15 protein-coding genes are annotated in these 17,384 nt (G+C 57.6%); 8 read left to right on the forward strand and 7 right to left on the reverse strand.

Translation table 11 applies throughout. The features are described from left to right. Positions 1–9 precede the first annotated feature (9 nt). The 8 genes from ACOVRA_RS12505 (at position 10) to ACOVRA_RS12540 (ending at position 9,314) form a co-directional block, all read left to right on the forward strand. On the forward strand, positions 10–1,518 hold the full coding sequence (locus ACOVRA_RS12505; protein ID WP_421720579.1) for a tryptophan halogenase family protein: 1,509 nt from the start codon (positions 10–12) through the stop codon (positions 1,516–1,518). A gap of 49 nt (positions 1,519–1,567) precedes the next feature. Next, positions 1,568–3,961 (forward strand): alpha-amylase family glycosyl hydrolase, encoded by a 2,394-nt coding sequence (locus ACOVRA_RS12510; RefSeq protein WP_421720580.1) that lies wholly within the window; start codon positions 1,568–1,570, stop codon positions 3,959–3,961. Between the two features lie 11 nt (positions 3,962–3,972). Beyond that, on the forward strand, positions 3,973–4,896 hold the full coding sequence (locus ACOVRA_RS12515; RefSeq protein ID WP_421720581.1) for an alpha/beta hydrolase: 924 nt from the start codon (positions 3,973–3,975) through the stop codon (positions 4,894–4,896). A gap of 114 nt (positions 4,897–5,010) precedes the next feature. Continuing rightward, positions 5,011–5,907, forward strand: a complete 897-nt coding sequence (locus ACOVRA_RS12520; protein WP_298228815.1) for an SDR family oxidoreductase — start codon at positions 5,011–5,013, stop codon at positions 5,905–5,907. Beyond that, positions 5,904–6,860, forward strand: a complete 957-nt coding sequence (locus ACOVRA_RS12525; RefSeq protein WP_421720582.1) for a nucleoside hydrolase — start codon at positions 5,904–5,906, stop codon at positions 6,858–6,860. Before ACOVRA_RS12520 ends, ACOVRA_RS12525 begins: the two co-directional genes overlap by 4 nt. Next, entirely contained in the window at positions 6,857–7,726 is an 870-nt protein-coding gene (locus tag ACOVRA_RS12530; RefSeq protein WP_421720583.1) for a ribokinase, read from the forward strand. Before ACOVRA_RS12525 ends, ACOVRA_RS12530 begins: the two co-directional genes overlap by 4 nt. A gap of 60 nt (positions 7,727–7,786) precedes the next feature. Continuing rightward, positions 7,787–8,521, forward strand: coding sequence for an SDR family NAD(P)-dependent oxidoreductase (locus tag ACOVRA_RS12535; RefSeq protein ID WP_421720584.1), 735 nt, complete (start codon positions 7,787–7,789; stop codon positions 8,519–8,521). A 79-nt stretch (positions 8,522–8,600) separates the two neighbouring features. Then, positions 8,601–9,314 (forward strand): hypothetical protein, encoded by a 714-nt coding sequence (locus ACOVRA_RS12540; RefSeq protein ID WP_421720585.1) that lies wholly within the window; start codon positions 8,601–8,603, stop codon positions 9,312–9,314. On the opposite strand, the gene ACOVRA_RS12545 is transcribed toward ACOVRA_RS12540, so the two are convergent. Genes ACOVRA_RS12545 through zwf form a run of 7 tightly spaced genes read right to left on the reverse strand, consistent with a single transcriptional unit; the run spans position 9,311 to position 17,332 of the window. Then, on the reverse strand, positions 9,311–10,207 hold the full coding sequence (locus ACOVRA_RS12545; RefSeq protein ID WP_421720586.1) for a hypothetical protein: 897 nt from the start codon (positions 10,205–10,207) through the stop codon (positions 9,311–9,313). The two genes, ACOVRA_RS12540 and ACOVRA_RS12545, sit on opposite strands and share 4 nt — an antisense overlap. 9 nt (positions 10,208–10,216) lie before the next feature. After that, a complete protein-coding gene (gene pyk / locus ACOVRA_RS12550; RefSeq protein WP_290806934.1) occupies positions 10,217–11,632 on the reverse strand; it encodes a pyruvate kinase in 1,416 nt (471 codons plus the stop codon). Further along, positions 11,629–12,258, reverse strand: coding sequence for a bifunctional 4-hydroxy-2-oxoglutarate aldolase/2-dehydro-3-deoxy-phosphogluconate aldolase (gene eda / locus ACOVRA_RS12555; protein WP_421720587.1), 630 nt, complete (start codon positions 12,256–12,258; stop codon positions 11,629–11,631). Before eda ends, pyk begins: the two co-directional genes overlap by 4 nt. Positions 12,259–12,279: 21 nt before the next feature. Next, on the reverse strand, positions 12,280–13,248 hold the full coding sequence (locus tag ACOVRA_RS12560) for a glucokinase (protein ID WP_421720588.1): 969 nt from the start codon (positions 13,246–13,248) through the stop codon (positions 12,280–12,282). Continuing rightward, on the reverse strand, positions 13,245–15,137 hold the full coding sequence (gene edd, locus ACOVRA_RS12565; RefSeq protein WP_421720589.1) for a phosphogluconate dehydratase: 1,893 nt from the start codon (positions 15,135–15,137) through the stop codon (positions 13,245–13,247). Before edd ends, ACOVRA_RS12560 begins: the two co-directional genes overlap by 4 nt. Before the next feature lie 15 nt (positions 15,138–15,152). After that, a complete protein-coding gene (pgl, locus tag ACOVRA_RS12570; protein WP_421720590.1) occupies positions 15,153–15,869 on the reverse strand; it encodes a 6-phosphogluconolactonase in 717 nt (238 codons plus the stop codon). After that, a complete protein-coding gene (gene zwf / locus ACOVRA_RS12575) occupies positions 15,866–17,332 on the reverse strand; it encodes a glucose-6-phosphate dehydrogenase (protein WP_421720591.1) in 1,467 nt (488 codons plus the stop codon). Before zwf ends, pgl begins: the two co-directional genes overlap by 4 nt. Positions 17,333–17,384 lie beyond the last annotated feature (52 nt).

The raw sequence follows: 17,384 nt of genomic DNA on the forward strand, positions 1-17,384 counted from the left end.
AGAACTGGTTTGGAACCTCAGGCTGTTGAGAAGATTGTGATTGTGGGCGGTGGCACCGCGGGCTGGATGACGGCGAGCGCTTTGTCAAAGGTCTTGGGCCCGCGCGTGAGCATCCGTCTGATTGAGAGCGAAGAGATCGGCACCGTTGGCGTGGGCGAAGCCACGATCCCCCAAATCAATATCTTCAATTCAATCCTTGGCATTGATGAGAATGATTTCGTCGCCAAGACCAATGGCACGTTCAAACTCGGCATTGAGTTCGTCAATTGGCATCGTCAGGGTGAGCGCTATATGCATGCCTTTGGCGGGATTGGGCGCAACCTGGGTTTTGTTCCCTTCCATCAATACTGGATGCGGCAGAACCTAGCCGGCAAAGAAACCTCGCTTTGGGATTATTCGGCGGCAACCAAAGCCGCTTATGCCAACAAGTTTGATCGGCTCGAACGTTTAGGGGCCTCCCCCCTTCCCGGCCCGACTTGGGCATTTCAATTTGATGCGGGCCTTTATGCCCGCTATTTGCGCGGCTTTTCTGAATATCATGGGGTGAAGCGGACTGAGGGCAAGGTTCGTTCGGTTGAACTCGATAGCCTCTCGGGCTTCATTCAATCGGTAACGCTGGAAAGCGGCGAAGTCGTCTCAGGCGACCTTTTCATTGATTGCTCTGGCTTTCGCGGCCTCTTGATCGAAGGCGCCCTGCAGACTGGCTATGAGGACTGGTCAAACTTCCTGCCGTGTGACCGGGCGCTCGCCGTGCCCTGTGAGTCCGTTCAACCTTTGACACCTTATACACGCGCAACCGCCCGTCATGCCGGCTGGCAATGGCGCATTCCGCTGCAACACCGCATCGGCAATGGCCATGTCTATTGCAGCGCCTTTACCAGCGATGAAGAAGCCGAACGCGTCTTGATGTCCAATCTCGACGGCAAGCCACTGGCCGATCCAAGGCCGCTGAAGTTCGTCACCGGGCGACGCAAGAAGCTGTGGAATAAGAATTGTATCGCTGTTGGGCTTGCGAGCGGTTTTATGGAGCCGTTGGAATCAACCTCCATCCATCTGATCCAGTCAGCTGTCAGCCGCCTGATCAATCTCTTCCCAACCAAGGCCTGTGATACGGTCTTGAGCGATGAATATAACCAGCAAGCGATTGAGGAATATGCGCTGATCCGCGACTTCTTGATCCTGCATTATCACGCCAACGCGCGCACCGACTCCCCCTTCTGGCTCCATTGTCAGAACATGGCCATCCCCGACAGCCTGAGCCACAAGATTGAGCTATTCCGTAAAACCGGACGGATTGAGCGGCGCGCCAATGATTTATTCGCCGAGCCCAGCTGGCTGCAAGTGCTGCTCGGCCAAGGCATTCGGCCTGAGAGCTATCACGCCCTTGCGCGCGACCTATCCGACGAAGACCTCGACGGTTTCTTGGTCAATGTTTCAACCATCATCACCAAAGCGGTTGAGCATATGCCCAGCCATGAAGACTTCATCGCCCGTAATTGCCGGGCACCGGCTGCCTAAGCCGACCATCTGTTTAACGTTTGATTTTAGCCCAAGAAGGATCGCTCGCATGTCTGGCCAGTCTCTCAATAAAAGTCTTTGGATCGGTCTGGGCAGTCTCTTAGCAAGTGTCGGCGCGCCCGCATTGAGCCAAGAAGCACAAAAGCTTAGCCTGCGGGCCGAACTTGCGGGACCATCGGCCATTTGGTTGCACCTCGAAGGGGCCGAGCGCACCTTTAATCCCGCCGACTGGCGCTTGCTCGACCAAGCCAATCAAGAAGTGGCTATCGCTTCGATTTTGCCGAACGATCTTAAGACGGCTCTTCTTGTTCCGGCCCAGCCGATTGATATCCGCGCGTCCTACCGTTTGGAGTTGAAGACAAAGGGCATCAGTGCCCGCGTGCGCCCAGATGCGTGGTTCCGCACGCTTTATTCGCCCAAGCCCCTCGGGGCCAATATCGCATCTGATGGCAAAACCACCAATTTTGCCGTCTTTTCGCCGCGCGCTGAGAAAGTCCGCCTCTATCTTTATGATCAGGCTGATGCCAAGCCCGAAGCGGCAAAGCGCGTTATTGATATGGTGCGCGATGAATCTGGTGTCTGGGAAGCAACATTAGAGGGCAATTTGGCGGGCAGCTTTTATGATTTCACTGTGCATGGAAAGCCCGGGCCCGGCCGATACTTCTATGAGACCAATCCGGTTCATATCTCAGACCCCTATGCCAGATCTAATGCGGAATCCTACGGCAAAAGCCGGGTGATGGCGAAGACAACACCGGCAACTCCTCTCGCCAAGGGTCGCCCGAAGATGGAAGATGTGGTGGCCTATGAAGTCCATATTGAGGACTTCACCCGGCAATTGCCAGTTGCCGACGATCTGAAAGGCACCATCCCAGCCTTCACAATTCCGGGCCTGCGCAGCAAGACCGGCCAGAAAATCGGCTTTGACCATATTGTCGATTTGGGCGTGAATGTCGTCCATTTGCTGCCGATGCAGGAATTCCTGCACTACCCAAAACCTGAATGGCAGGCCGCTTTTGGCAATGATCCTGAAATGAAGCGCCTTGGTGTCGCCGACCTCAGCTATGAGTGGGGCTATCGCACGACCCACGCCTTTGCGATTGAAAACACCTATCGGAAAAAGGGCACAGAATTTGGCGCGGAGCGTGAGCAATTCCGCGATCTGGTTCAAGCCTTCCATGATCGTGGCATTGCCGTCATCATCGACATCGTTCCAAACCACACGGGCGAAAATATGGACGGCCGCAACATGCTGTTCAATTTCAACGTGCTGGACCGCGACTATTATTACCGCACCAGTGATTCAGGTCAGCATATTGGTGTCTTTGGCAATGAGGTGAAGACCGAAGATCGTCCGATGACCCAGCGCTGGATCATCGACCAGGCCAAGTCCCTCATTGACGAATTTGGCATTGATGGGTTCCGCATCGACTTGGCAGGTCAGATCGATGAGCAGACCCTGATCGCGCTGCGTAAGGCCGTCGGCGATGATGTTATCATATATGGCGAACCTTGGATCGATGTCTCGGACCCAATCGTGCGCGCGAACCCCGATTGGGACTGGTATAAGGAAGACGCGCCGATCACCTTCTTCCAAGATGATACACGCAATGCCTTGGTCGGCTCCCCCTTCCGCTTGCAGGATAAAGCGACAGATCGGGGCTATGCCGGTGGCAATGCCAGCCAACGCAGCCAAGCCATGCTGGCCATCGCCAATGGCTGGAAGGAAGAAGCCCAATCGACCAATCGTGGCATCAATTACGCCGATATCCACGACAATTGGACTTTGGCCGACCGCTTTGCCGTCAAGGATTGGAACGGCCTAGAGGGTGTTGAAGAAGGCCCCTACCGCGTGGCGGCAGGCCTGCTGCTGACCAGCCTTGGACCCATTGTTCTTCACGGTGGGTCTGAAATGCTGCGCTCGAAGGGTATGGTGGGCACTGAGGAAATCATCCGCCAAACCGCAACTGGCCCGATCTACTTCAAAGGTCGTCAAGACACGTACAACGTCCGTACACCGAATGAATTTGTGTGGTCTGATCTTGACCGGTCTAAGAAATCTGGTGCGCCAAATGATTTTGTCGCCATGAACCAATGGTGGCGCGGGCTGATTGCCTTCCGCAATAGCGAAATAGGCCGTGTTTTCCGCACCGCCAAGGCCCCAGCGCCAGACTATATTCAATGGCTCACGCCAGATGACCCGAACCTGTTGGGCTATGTGATTGACCAGAAGGTTTTGGTCTTGACCAATATCGGAGCCAAGCCTGCCACCTTCGCATCGGTCCAATTGCCCGAAGGGCGCTGGCAAAAGATCGCCGACGGGCAAAAGATCGACCACGTCAAAGGTGTTCGTGGCAAGGATGCCAAACTCGTCGGCGGCCAAAGTCTTACCCTCGATAGCCCCGCTCAAACCCTACAAATCTGGGTGCGCCAGACTGACTAAAGGATGAAACCATGGATCGTCGAACACTTATTGCTGCCACAGGTGGACTTATGGCTTCTGCCCTCATCGCGAATACATCCGACGCCAGCGAGGCGATGATCATCCGATACGAAGCAATGCCCAGCCGCTATACCGCCGCGCGCAATGTAAGCGTCTGGCTGCCAGCAGATTATGGTAAGTCCAATCGTCGCTACCCCGTTCTCTACATGCATGACGGTCAGAATATTTTCGGCGCAAGCCATGCTTATGGCGGGCAATCTTGGCGCGTTGATCTGGCGATGGAGGCCCGCCAACGCGCCGTTGCGGGCAGTGATGCGATTGTGGTCGGGGTGTGGAACACCTCGACCCGCCGCCAAGACTTCTCCCCCGCTGGCGTCGAGGCTGCGATGGACGACAAGCTTCGTGCACGGACGGCTGCGGAGCACGAGGGGCCCGCCCTCAGCGATGGCTATCTGCGTTTCTTGGTTGAAGAACTAAAGCCAATGATTGATCGCGATTACCGCACCAAGCCGGGCAAAGCCTCCACCTTCATCATGGGGTCCAGCATGGGCGGGCTGATTTCGCTCTACGGCATTTGTGAATATCCAAAAGTGTTTGGCGGCGCGGGCTGTCTGTCGACCCATTGGACCCTATTGAGTGCCGCGGAGAGCTATAGCAAGCCAGACCTTGAAACCCCGGCAATGATCCAAGCCTTTGCCACTTACCTCAAGCGCAAATTGCCAAAAGCGGGTCAAAACAAAATCTGGATGGATCATGGCACGATCAATCTCGATAGCTTCTACCAGCCCTATCAGCTGGCCATGGACCAAGTCTTTAAGGACCTGGGTTGGCAGCAGGGCAAGGACTTTGAAAGCCGGGTCTATGTGGGTGCGGACCACAATGAAACGTCATGGCGCGCCCGGCTGCAAGACCCACTCACCTTCCTGATGGGCTAGTTGCTCTGGACTAACAGCATCTTTTGCTGCGACCCGAGGGTGCACGCCTTCCCAAGGCCGATAAATGCAATATGCTCTCCCTAATCATAGTCAAAACAGGGGAGCGCAGCGCCAATGGATGTTGAGAAACTGATGTTTCGGACCGGCTTGATGTCGGGTGAGCGTATACTTGTAACCGGCGGCGGCACCGGGCTCGGCAAAGAAATGGCCGAAGCCTTCCTCGCCCTTGGCGCGACCGTCTATATTCTGGGCCGCCGCGGCGCAGTCCTTGAAGAGACGCGCGACGAGCTGATGGGACGCCATGGTGGCAAAATCGTCGCTTTGCCCTGCGACATCCGCAACGCCGAAGCCATCCGCGAAACCATTGATTTGATCTGGGCAGATGGCGGCGCGCTAACCGGCCTCGTTAATAACGCGGCGGGCAATTTTATCTCCAAGACGGAAGATCTCTCGCCACGCGCCTTTGATGCCATCGCCAATATCGTCTTCCGTGGCACGTTTTATATGACGCTCGACATTGGCAAGCGTTGGATTGCCGAAGGCAAGAAGGGCAATGTGATCAATATTCTGACGACTTGGGTGTGGAATGGCTCAGCCTTCACCGTCCCGTCGGCTATGTCGAAATCCGGCGTTCGCGCTATGGCAGAATCGCTCGCCGTGGAATGGGGCCGCTATGGCATCCGCTTCAACAATATCGCGCCAGGCCCCTTCCCGACCAAGGGCATGACAGATCGTTTGTCGCCAGGTGCCAGCATGGAAAGTGCCGAGCGTTCGGCAAACCCCATGGGCCGGGTTGGGGAAATGACCGAGCTCGCCAATCTCGCCGTGTTCCTGATGGCCAAGGGTGCGCATTATGTGAATGGTCAGACGATTGCGATTGATGGGGCGGCCTATCAAGCCACGGGCGGAAACTTCTCAGGCCTGCGCGCTTGGGATGATGCGCAATGGGAAGCTGTGCGATCCATGATCAAAGCCAGCAATGACAAGGATAAGGCTGCACGCACGGTATGAGCCTTATCCCCCTTATTCTCGACTGTGACCCCGGCGTAGACGACGCGGTCGCTTTAGCACTCGCCTTTGGTGCACGCGACCGCCTCCATCTGTTGGGCATAACAACCACGGCAGGGAATGTCGCCTTGGCCAAAACCACACGCAACGCCTGCCTGATCCGAGAGGTAGCGGGTCGCCAGGACGTGCCGGTCCATGCTGGCTTGGCGAAGCCGCTTGTCCGCGCGCCGATCTTAGCCGATGACTTTCATGGGCCAGAGGGCCTAGGTCATTATCCAAGCATAGAGCCCCTTCTCGGCCCAGCCTCAAGCGATGCCATTAACTTCCTTATACAGACGATCAATTCGGCCCCTGCCAACACAATTCGTCTCGCCGTGACTGGCCCAATGACGAATATCGCGGCCTTGATCCAATCAGCCCCGGAAACGGCGCGGCGCCTTCAACAAATCGTCCTTATGGGCGGCGCGAGGCGCGAAGGCGGCAATATCACCGCTTCGGCGGAGTATAATATTTATGCAGACCCAGAGGCCGCCGACATTGTTTTCAAGAGCGGATGCAATCTTATCATCTTTGGCCTCGATGCGACCCACCAAGTCCGTGGCACACGGGCTTGGGTAGACGCGATCACGGCTTTGGGCACGCCCATCGCGAAACTGGCGGCAGAGATGCTGGCTTTCTCGAACGCTCTGCCAGCCAATCTCATGGATACGGCGGAGCCCGATCAACCGGCCACAGGCGCGCCCCTGCATGATCCGTGCGTGATTGCCTATCTGTTGGCACCAGAAGCCTTTCAGCTGCGGCCTTGTCGGATTGACGTGGAAACCGACAGCCAATTGACCCGCGGCCATACGGCAGTTGAATTCCGCGAAACGGTCGCGGGGGCGTTTAATGCGAACTGGGTTTCAAAAGCCGATGCCGAGGCTGTCTTATCCTTGCTGCTGAGGTATTTGGCATGAAAAGCCCACCCCGCATCCGCGTCATCGGCTCCATCAATCTCGATATTGTCGCGCGCGTCCATGCGTTGCCCAGACCCGGCGAGACCGTCAGCGGCGGCGTCTTGGCGCATTATCCGGGTGGGAAAGGCGCAAACCAAGCGTTAGCTGCGCGAAAACTGGGGGCGGAGGTTTCCATGTTTGGCTGCGTTGGCAAGGATGGAGCGAGCGAGCAGGCTTTGGCGCTCCTCAAGTCAAATCAGGTCGATCTACAAGGCGTGACCATCTTGAGCGACGTGGCGACTGGGGTCGCGTTGATCGCGGTGGACGCCAAAGGCGAAAACCAGATCGTTGTGGCACCGGGTGCCAATGCACGCGTTTCGGCCAGTACTTTACCAGACCTGTCCGGCGACTTTGATGCGACCTTGTGCCAGCTCGAGCTACCCATCGAGACCATCGCCTATCTCGCCGACACAGTCACAGGTCTTTTGTGCATCAATCTGGCTCCGGCCCAGGCCCTGCCCCAGAGGATTTTAGACCGGGCAGACATTCTGGTCGTGAATGAAACCGAGGCCGCCTTCTATGGCGATCAACTCAATGGCTCAAAGGCCCTGATCATCCAGACCTTGGGGGCGGCAGGGGCTGTGGCCCTCCAAGGCGGCAAAGAGATTGCGCGCAGCGCCTCGCCTGCCGTTGTGCCTGTGGATACGACTGGTGCTGGCGACACGTTTGTGGGGGCCTTTATGGTCGCCTTCTTATCCGAAGGCTCGGTCGCCAAAGCCTTGACCTATGCCTGTGCAGCAGGCGCGGCAGCTACCTTAACAGCTGGCGCGCAAACTTCGATGCCGAGCCGGGATCAAGTCGAGGCCTTGCTGGGCGGAGCTGCCTAAGGCCCGCGCATTGGCCATCAAACCAAGGTCCAAGTCGTCCAAAATTGCGTATTACCCATCATGACGCAGACAGGCTTTCAGAACATCATCATCCTTGGTGCCAGCGGCGCAATCGGAAGCGCATTAATCCGTATACTGCTGACAGCATCCGGCACAAAGCGGCTGTTTGCACTCAGTCGCAAGCCGATAGAAAATGCCGATCCCCGCGTGACGAGTATCGCGATGGATCTTGAGGATGAGGATAGCTTGAGAACGGCGGCAGCCGCCTGCCAGCTTGAGGGCGGGATAGATCTGATCATCAATACGATTGGCATCCTGCATGAGGGCGAGCCTATTCGCCCGGAAAAGGGCTTGAGAGAGCTGGATCCTGAAACCATGGCCCGCTTGTTCCGCATCAATATGATTGGGCCAGCACTGGTATTAAAGCACTTTTCGCCTTTGCTGGCGCGTGACCGGCGCGCCATCATGGCCGCCCTCTCAGCCCGTGTGGGTTCAATCAGCGACAATAAGACCGGAGGTTGGTACAGCTATCGTGCGTCAAAAGCGGCCTTAAACCAATTGATCCGCACCGCTTCGATTGAACTGGCCGCCCGCCGGCCACAGGTGATTTGCGTCGGTCTGCACCCTGGTACGGTCCGCAGCGCCATGTCCGAACCCTTCTTGCAGCGCTATACCAAGAATGAGATTTTTGAGCCGGATACGGCGGCGGCAGCCCTGTTATCGGTATTGGCCGAACTAGCGCCCGCACAAACGGGTCGAATATTTGCTTGGGACGGGCAGGAAATTCAGCCCTAAACTGGCAGGGAAAAGCAATTGCCACTTTGGTTCTGCTAGCACTTCCTATAGGCTTTACGGAAACCACGAGGAGCATGGGATGGCACACCGCACGATCACTGGCAAAATTGCCTATACCTCAAAGAAGCCGCACATGATGGATCAGGCGCGCGGCGAAGAAGATTTTCGCTTCACCCATCATGGCGACGGCCAAACCACCCTGCGCGCCCATTGTTTTATCGCAGAACCCGACCCCAGCGTGATGCGCGACATCATCTATTCCATTGATGCCAATCGTCGGCCAATGGACTGCCATGTCCGTCTGACTGTTGGCGATAAATTCATGGGAACGGGCTGGTTCCGCTTTGGCGACACCTTTATTGAATGCGAAAGCTATGGGCCGACGATTGGACGCGTCTCCCAGCGTGTCGAATTGCAAGCACCGATTGATGGCTTTGGCACCCACCCCATTGTGGCTGACGGCTATTTTTTAAGCCTGCATGATTGGGAAGCCAAAAAGCGGCATACGTTCAACATGTATCTGCCCTCCCCCGATCATCGCGGCGCAACGCCGCCCTTCTTGGCACCCGTGCGGATCGACGGGCTTTATCTGGGCACGGAAGAAATCACGGTCAAGGCTGGAACTTTCCAAACCCGCCACTTCCAATTCCTCGATGATGGGTCGAGCGGCATGGCGGGCGAGCACCCAGTCTATGACGTCTGGATCACCGACGACAGCGACGCCATCTTTGTTCAAGGCGGCGTGGGTGGCTATATGCAGACTTGGTATGAGTTGGTCGAACTGAAGCGCTAACTGACCTTGAAAGGCGTTAGCGTCGTGATGATGGTCAGGCTTTGGTCCACCAGCTCAACAACGCCCAATTCATATGGATCTGGAGCGGTGAAGGATACGCCGCGCGCCGTGACAGGCTCTAAGCAGAAAAAGCCCGCTTGCGGGGGTGTATAAAGCTGTAAGCGGGTACAAGGGCACGGGGTATCACCCACCAGAACCGATGCGCCCACCTCAACGCCATGTTCCGCCCATTTAATCCGTGCACGGCCATTCCAGCCCTCAAAGCAATGATCCAGATCAAGGCTCGTTGCAGCGACCCCGTTTGCCAGATGGTCCACGACTGGCGGGCGGGCCAAATGGCTGGGGAGCGCTTCGCCCGTGATCTCCCAAAGCTGTGCGGCGTCAAATTGAATCTCAGCCCCGTCGGACGGGAAGTAAGGATGCGGGCCCAGCGACGACGGAAATGGACGCGCATCCCGACTGGTCACAGACAGCCTGACTTCGACATGGTCTTCAAACAGATGAAAGCGCTGACGGCTCTCAAAAGCCCAAGGCCAATTGGTGTCCCCCGCATGATCCAAGCCAATCTCAATTGACGTTTCATCTTGGGCGACAACCGACCACGGCGTGCGCCAGCCAATGCCATGCAGCGGATGGGCACCGCCTGCCATATTCGGTGGAATATGAGTTGAGACATCGCCCCAACGAAACACCCCATCCACGATCCGGCTGGCATAGGGTGTCATCGGAAAGGACGACAGGCCCAATGGGTCGCGCGCCGCCACAGCCCCGGCCAAAGCGGGCCGCAGCACGGGCTTACCCTGCCAATCTAGCCGCGCAATCCCGCCACCTGCCAATGGCGCAATCGACAGATCAAAGCCGTGGGCGGAGAATTCGAGAAGCTCGGCTGTCATCAATACCCCTTAGGTCGCCCGTGCAATCCGCATAAGGTTGGTGCCACCTTTGGTGCCAAATGGAAGGCCAGCCACGATCACAATGCGGTCGCCTGATTTAGCTGTGCCAACCTTCGACGACATAGCCGAAGCAACCGTCGCCATATCTTCCACGTCTTTGGGGTCCTTGGTGACGCGCGACTCAAGGCCCCAGACCAAAGCCAGCTTGCGAGCGGTGCGGATGCTAGGCGTCAACACTAGAACCGGCTGTAGAGGCCGTTCGCGCGCGACGCGCAGCGCCGTGGTACCTGTGGCGGTAAAGGCGACAAGACAGGCAGCCTTTGAGGCATTGGCCGCCGTACGAGCAGCAGCCGAGACGGCATCAGGTACCGCGCTTTCTGGATTGGCGTGCTCAGCATCCATCAGGCCCGGCCAGCGCGGGTCTGATTCAACCCGCTCGGCGATCCGACTCATGACGGCTACCGCTTCCATCGGGAATTGCCCGGCGGCGGTTTCAGCTGACAGCATCAGCGCATCAGTGCCCTCATAGACCGCATTGGCAACGTCGCTGGCTTCCGCGCGGGTGGGCGCGGCAGCAGAGATCATGCTTTCCAGCATTTGAGTGGCAACAATGGTTGGCACGCCGCGTTCACGCGCCATGCGCAGGATCAGTTTCTGGGCGACTGGCACATCTTCCGGCGCCAATTCCACACCCAGATCGCCACGCGCGACCATCACACCGTCGCAATAGTCCAAAATCTCGGCCAAGCTTTCAAGCGCGGCGGGCTTTTCGATCTTGGCCAAGCAGGCCGCCTTGCCATTCACCAGCTTGCGAAGCTCTGCCATGTCCTCAGGCCGCTGGACAAAGGACAGCGCAACCCAATCCACGCCGAGGCTCAAGGCAAACATCAAATCCTTGCGGTCCTTGTCGGTCATGGCCGAAATCGGCAGCACGGCTGTTGGCACGTTCACACCTTTGCGGTCCGAGACCGGACCAGGCTGAATGACCTCCGTATGCGCCCAATCGGCACCATGATCGAGAACCCGCAACCGTACCCGACCATCATCAATCAACAGGTCATCACCGGTTTTAAGCGCCGCAAAAATCTCTGGGTGTGGCATGCAAGCACGATTAACGTCGCCCGGCGTCGGGTCGCGGTCGAGGCGGAAGTTCGCGCCTTTCAGCAGTTGCACCTTACCTTCGGCAAATGTCCCGAGGCGGAGCTTTGGGCCTTGCAAGTCAGCCAGAACGCCAATCGGCCGCCCTGTCGCCTTCTCGGCGGCGCGAACATTATTATAAGCCTCGGCATGATCTTCATGACTGCCGTGGCTAAAATTCATGCGAAAGACATCAACTCCGGCTTGCGCCAAAGCGAGAGTCATTTCTGGTGAGCGGCTTGCAGGGCCAAGCGTGGCAACGATCCGTGTACGGCGATTACGGATCATGACTTTTTGAACCCGGCTGCGATGCGTGCATTGGCTTCAATGGTGACAAAGTCGCCTGCACCAATCATCTCCGGCGTCGCGATCCAAGTTCCGCCCACGGCGATGACGTTCGGCAAAGAGAGATAGCTTTCGATCTTATCAGGCGTTACCCCGCCCGTTGGGCAGAAGCGCGCGTCGGGCAAAGGCCCGGCAAAACTTTTTAGAGCGGCCGCCCCACCCGATTGCTCAGCCGGGAAGAACTTCAAAACGCCAAAGCCTTCTTCCAAACGGCTCATAATTTCGGTCGCCGTGGCCACGCCCACCATCACATTGGCATCGGCCTTTAGAAGTGCCGCGCGCAATCCGGGGCTTGATCCCGGCGTCACAATGAAATCCGCCCCAACTTTAAAGCAGGCCTCGACATCGCCCTCACTCAATACGGTTCCGGCGCCAATCAACAGGTCCGGCGCAGCGGCTTTCATCAAAGCGATGGCTTCCAGCGCGACCGGGGTACGCAGCGTGACTTCGAGGTTTTTCAGGCCACCCGCCTGCAGGGCCAATGCGAGGCCTTCGGCTTTGTCGAGGTCGGCAATCGTCAAGACCGGAATGAGTGGGGCGGCTCTCAATTGGGATGCAAAGCTGGTCATCGACCTCTCCTAGACGAAAAATTACAAAGGGTGCTTGGGGGCAAAGAAGGCAGCACCTTCCAAAGCAGCAAAAGCGTTGCGGGCCCGACGAACCGGAATCCCATTCAGATAGCCACTGATGGGACCGCGCTCTAACAGGCGGGCCACAAATTCAGATGTGCGCATAAAGGGTGCCAAGGCTTCCGAAACGCCGCCCGCAATCACACAGCCACCCCGCGCGCCGGTTGCCAGAATGGCGTTTCCGGCAAAGGTGGCTAAGGACTGGATCATCACTTCAACCGCTTCGACCGCAGACGGATCATCGCCTGCAATCGCGGCCGGGCCAATCTCGTCACCACCCTTTAAGCGGGCGACCCGCCCCTCGAGCTTTGCGATCGCCTTATAGAGACGGTCGAGACCCAAGCCAGAGACGAGGTTTTCATAGCTGATGTACGGCAGGTCCTCGGCGACGACTTCGAGAATCTGCCGCTCCCGCGCGGAGACAGGCGCATAGGCCTGATGGCCGCCTTCGGTCGAAATGACAGTCCAATCCCGGCCATCGGGTACCAAGAGCGCCATACCAAGGCCGGTGCCCGGCCCCAAAACCACGATAGGGGCACCTTGTTGGGCCTCGCCCTCAATCAGAACCTCAAACGCGTCCTCATTATTGGAAGGCACGGCGCGCGCTTGGGCCGCAAAGTCATTGACCAAGGTCACATTCTGGAAGCCAAAGCGGGCTTTGGTTGCCGAAGCCGATACCACCCAAGAGGAATTGGTGAAGTGAACCTCGTCAGCACCCGTTGGCCCGGCCAGCGCAAACACGGCCGAAGACGGCAAAGTACGGCCCTCTGCCTGCCAAGCTTCAATCGCCTCTTCCAAACTCGGGAAGGAAAGCACGGGCATACGTTCGACGTGTGAGAGTTCGACTTGGCTGTTGGAATCAATGTGTGCAATGGCGAGGCGCACATTGGTGCCGCCGACATCGCCTACGAGAATGGCTTGTGAGCTCATGCGTCTGCCTCGGCTGCTTGAGGGGCTACGTCTTGGGTTGGATCGACAATGGCCTCGTCTGGGTCCATATCGCCAAAGGGCATGGCCCCCTGCTCAGCTTGGCTGACCAGCGCGCGGAACATGGAGAACATCTCACGGCCAAAGCCGCGAGTGACGCCTTCAACCACGCTGGTATCGATCTCGCGCGCTTGCCAAATCTCATCCGGCACCAAGGCGTTCAGGGTTCCGGCTTCTGCATCAACGCGCACCACATCCCCATCGCGGATTTTTCCGATCAAGCCGCCCGACTTTGATTCAGGGCTAACATGGATGGCGGCCAAGACTTTGCCAGAAGCACCCGACATGCGGCCATCGGTTACCAAAGCAACCCGAAAGCCACGGTCTTGCAAAACGCCCAAGGGTGGGGTCAGCTTATGAAGTTCGGGCATGCCGGTTGCGGCAGGGCCTTGACCGCGCACGACCACCACAACATCGCGGTCTAACTCGCCGGCCTTAAAGGCCACATGCAAACTGGCTTGATCCTTAAAGACCCGGGCGGGGGCTTCCACGATCCGCTGCTCCAGTTTCACCGCTGAAACCTTCACACAGGCGCGGCCTAAATTGCCCTGTAAGACCCGAAGTCCACCATCTTTTGAGAAGGGCTCTGAAACAGGTGCCAAGACAGATGTGTCGCCACTGGTGGCCGGGGCCTCCCGCCATTCAAGGCCCGCGTCGGTCAAGAAAGGTTCTTGGGTGTAGGCTTCTAGGCCTCGGCCCGCGACCGTCAAAACGTCGCCATGCAAGAGGCCCGCGTCTAACAATTCGCGGATCAGGAAGCCCATGCCGCCCGCCGCATGGAAATGGTTCACGTCGGCAATGCCATTTGGATAGACGCGGCACAAAAGTGGCGTCGCCGAGGAGAGGTCGTTGAAATCATCCCAATCCACGATCAGGCCAGCTGCTTGGGCAATGGCCGGGATATGGATCATTTGATTGGTTGATCCGCCAGTCGCACATAGGCCAACAATCGCATTCACAATGCTGCGCGCATCAACCACGTGGCCGATGGGGATGTAGCTATCGCCCAATTGCGTAATCTGGCTCGCCCGCTTGGCGCAGGATTCGACCAGAGCAGTCCGCAAAGGCGTATTGGGATTGATGAAGGCGGTGCCCGGCACATGTAGGCCCATAATCTCCATCAGCATTTGGTTCGAGTTGGCCGTGCCATAGAAGGTGCAGGTGCCGGCGCTGTGATAGCTTTGCGATTCTGCTTCCAACAACGCTTCGCGCCCAACTTTGCCTTCGGCGAACAATTGGCGGATGCGCGCCTTTTCAGGATTAGGCAGACCAGATGGCATGGGACCCGCTGGGCAGAAAATCGATGGTAACCAGCCATGGCGCAACGCGCCAATCAGAAGACCCGGGACGATCTTGTCACACACGCCCAGATAGATGGCCGCATCAAACGTGTCATGTGACAGAGCGATTGCCGCACTCATCGCGATGGTGTCGCGGGAAAAGAGCGACAGCTCCATCCCCTCAAAGCCTTGGGTGATGCCATCACACATGGCGGGCACCCCCCCTGCGACTTGCGCCGTTGCCCCGGCTTTGCGCGCTGCAGCCTTGATGATGTCGGGATAGGCCGCCAGCGGCTGATGGGCCGACAGCATGTCATTATAGGCCGTCACGATGCCGATATTGGCCCAGCGGCTGTTCTTCAGCATCTCCTTGTCCTGAAGCGGGCACGCGGCAAAGCCGTGCGCTTGATTGGCAGCAGCAAGGCGGGCACGGGCTGGATCTGGCGAGCGCCGGGAGTCAATCATGTCCAGATACCGTTGCCGCCGCGCTTTAGAGCGCGCTTCAATGCGGGCGGTCACGGCTTCTATCGTTGGATGAAGGGATTTAGGCATTGTCATCACTCTCAATCATTCGGCCCAAAGTGCGACGCACCGGGCCCCGGTCGCTTCAATAACTGCTTTTATCGGCGCGTTTGTGACAGGGGCCTCAAGCGCTTGTTGAAGGATTTGCTTTTTGTCAGCGCCAAACAGCAAGATCAGAATTTGCTGCGCCTCGCTCACGACCGGCAAGGTCACCGTCATGCGTTCTGGATAGGGCGCGGCAACGGGGGCGAGGCTGGCATCCACGCCCAACACCGTTGCAGGGCTTTGTGAATCTAAACAGGCGGCCAGATCAGGCGAAGCCGGGAACCACGAAGCCGTGTGGGCATCTGGCCCCATGCCAAGAACAACAGCATCAAACGGGCGCAGCGCGCGGTAAACGTCGTCCAATTCCGCTTCCGCTTGCTTTGGGCTGGCGGTAGGCAGCTTCATGCCGAAAATTGTGACCCCTGTTGCCGAAGCAAAGGCACGTTCAATCATCGCCTGATTAGAGCCCGCTTGATCCACATCAACCCAGCGATCATCCACCAGGGCAATGTCAACTTTTGACCAATCGAGGTCCTTTGCCGCAAAGGCGCGATAGGCGGGTTCAGGGCTAGAGCCGCCCGACAAGGCAATGCGCGCACGACGCCCCTGCGCATGGGCATCGCAAACCCCAGCCTCTAACGCTGCAGCAAGCGCCTCTTCGGCCGCCGGTCGGCTTGGGAAGCTTAACAATGGAAAGGTTGTCAGCGTTGCGGTCATATAAGGTCACGCCACTTTCGACCGTCGCGGTCCATCAACAAAGCGGCCTGCAACGGGCCGTCGCTTCCGGCAGCATAAGGATCAGGCTGGGTGCCCGCACTCTCCCACGCCGCTATGACCTGATCCACCCATTCCCAAGCCGATTCCACTTCATCTTTGCGCATGAAGAGTGATAGGTTGCCGCGCACCACATCCATCAATAGACGCTCATAGGCATCGGGATAGCGCAGGGTGAAAGCGGTCTCATAGGACAGATCAAGCGGCACGGACTTAACGCGCAGGCCGCCCGGCCCTGGCTCCTTAATCTGCAACCACATCTCCATGCCCTCATCAGGCTGTAGGCGCATCACAAGCTGGTTAGGCTCGCCCCCATTGCCAAACAGGCTGTGCGGCGGCGGCCGGAAGGTCACGACAATCTCAGACCGGCGGGACGGCAAGCGCTTGCCGGTTCGCAGATAAAACGGCACGCCAGACCAGCGCCAATTGGCAATCTCTGCCTTAAGGGCGACATAAGTCTCGGTAGAGCTCGTCCGGTTTGGACCCAGATCTTCGAGATAGCCCTTAACCGGCTCATTCTCGACAAGGCCTGCACGATACTGGCCGCGCACACTGTGGCTCGCGATATCGGCTGGGCCAATGGGCACAAGGGCTTGCAGCACTTTGATCTTTTCCGTGCGGATGGCATCGGCATCGACCGAATTGGGCGGCTCCATCGCGACCAAGCACAAAAGCTGGAGCAAGTGGTTTTGCACCATATCGCGCATGGCGCCCGACTTGTCATAATAATCGCCACGGCTACCAACCCCGATCGTCTCGGCCACCGTAATCTGAACATTATCGATGGCAGCACGCGACCACACAGGCTCAAACAGGGCATTGGCAAAACGTAGCACCAAGAGGTTCTGCACCGTCTCTTTGCCGAGATAGTGATCGATCCGATAAACGCGATCTTCGGAGAAGACTTCTGCCACTGCATCATTGATCGCCTTGGCAGACTTCAAATCGCGACCCAAAGGCTTTTCAAGCACGACGCGTGAGGCAGGTGACACAAGGCCAGCATCGCGTAATTGGGCGCAAATACCGCCGAAAACCGACGGTGGCGTCGACAGATAAAAGACGCGAACCTTATCTTCGCCGCCTGCTAACGATTGCACGAGATGATCCCAAGGACCATCCGCTTTGGTGGCGTCCAGCGCGACGTAATCGATTAAAGCCAAGAAAGCTTGGAACTCTTCAGCGGAGGGATCGCCTTTAGCTAAATTCGCAAAACCTTCGCTCACCGTCTTGCGAAAGGCGTCCTTGGTCATCACTTGGCGGGCCACGCCAACGATGCGGCTATCGCTTGGAATTTGACCATCTTTGAAGCGGTGGAATAGGGACGGAAACAGCTTCCGAAGTGCCAAATCCCCGGACGCACCGAAAACTACCAAATCAAAACTGGGGACGGGGACGAATTCAGCCATCAGAGCGCTCCATAGGAACATCAGGGTTAAAGGGATTTGTCGCGGAATACAG

It is taken from the genome of Aquidulcibacter sp. (genome assembly GCF_049239865.1).
Taxonomy (GTDB): Bacteria; Pseudomonadota; Alphaproteobacteria; order Caulobacterales; family Aquidulcibacteraceae; genus Aquidulcibacter.

Bases quoted from the DNA above. Each gene is read 5' to 3' on its own strand.
- ACOVRA_RS12510 (WP_421720580.1), top strand. From the start codon at position 1,568: ATGTCTGGCCAGTCTCTCAATAAAAGTCTTTGGATCGGTCTGGGCAGT.
- ACOVRA_RS12515 (WP_421720581.1), top strand. From the start codon at position 3,973: ATGGATCGTCGAACACTTATTGCTGCCACAGGTGGACTTATGGCTTCT.
- ACOVRA_RS12520 (WP_298228815.1), top strand. From the start codon at position 5,011: ATGGATGTTGAGAAACTGATGTTTCGGACCGGCTTGATGTCGGGTGAG.
- ACOVRA_RS12525 (WP_421720582.1), top strand. From the start codon at position 5,904: ATGAGCCTTATCCCCCTTATTCTCGACTGTGACCCCGGCGTAGACGAC.
- ACOVRA_RS12530 (WP_421720583.1), top strand. From the start codon at position 6,857: ATGAAAAGCCCACCCCGCATCCGCGTCATCGGCTCCATCAATCTCGAT.
- ACOVRA_RS12535 (WP_421720584.1), top strand. From the start codon at position 7,787: ATGACGCAGACAGGCTTTCAGAACATCATCATCCTTGGTGCCAGCGGC.
- ACOVRA_RS12540 (WP_421720585.1), top strand. From the start codon at position 8,601: ATGGCACACCGCACGATCACTGGCAAAATTGCCTATACCTCAAAGAAG.
- ACOVRA_RS12545 (WP_421720586.1), bottom strand. From the start codon at position 10,207: ATGACAGCCGAGCTTCTCGAATTCTCCGCCCACGGCTTTGATCTGTCG.
- pyk (WP_290806934.1), bottom strand. From the start codon at position 11,632: ATGATCCGTAATCGCCGTACACGGATCGTTGCCACGCTTGGCCCTGCA.
- eda (WP_421720587.1), bottom strand. From the start codon at position 12,258: ATGACCAGCTTTGCATCCCAATTGAGAGCCGCCCCACTCATTCCGGTC.
- ACOVRA_RS12560 (WP_421720588.1), bottom strand. From the start codon at position 13,248: ATGAGCTCACAAGCCATTCTCGTAGGCGATGTCGGCGGCACCAATGTG.
- edd (WP_421720589.1), bottom strand. From the start codon at position 15,137: ATGCCTAAATCCCTTCATCCAACGATAGAAGCCGTGACCGCCCGCATT.
- pgl (WP_421720590.1), bottom strand. From the start codon at position 15,869: ATGACCGCAACGCTGACAACCTTTCCATTGTTAAGCTTCCCAAGCCGA.
- zwf (WP_421720591.1), bottom strand. From the start codon at position 17,332: ATGGCTGAATTCGTCCCCGTCCCCAGTTTTGATTTGGTAGTTTTCGGT.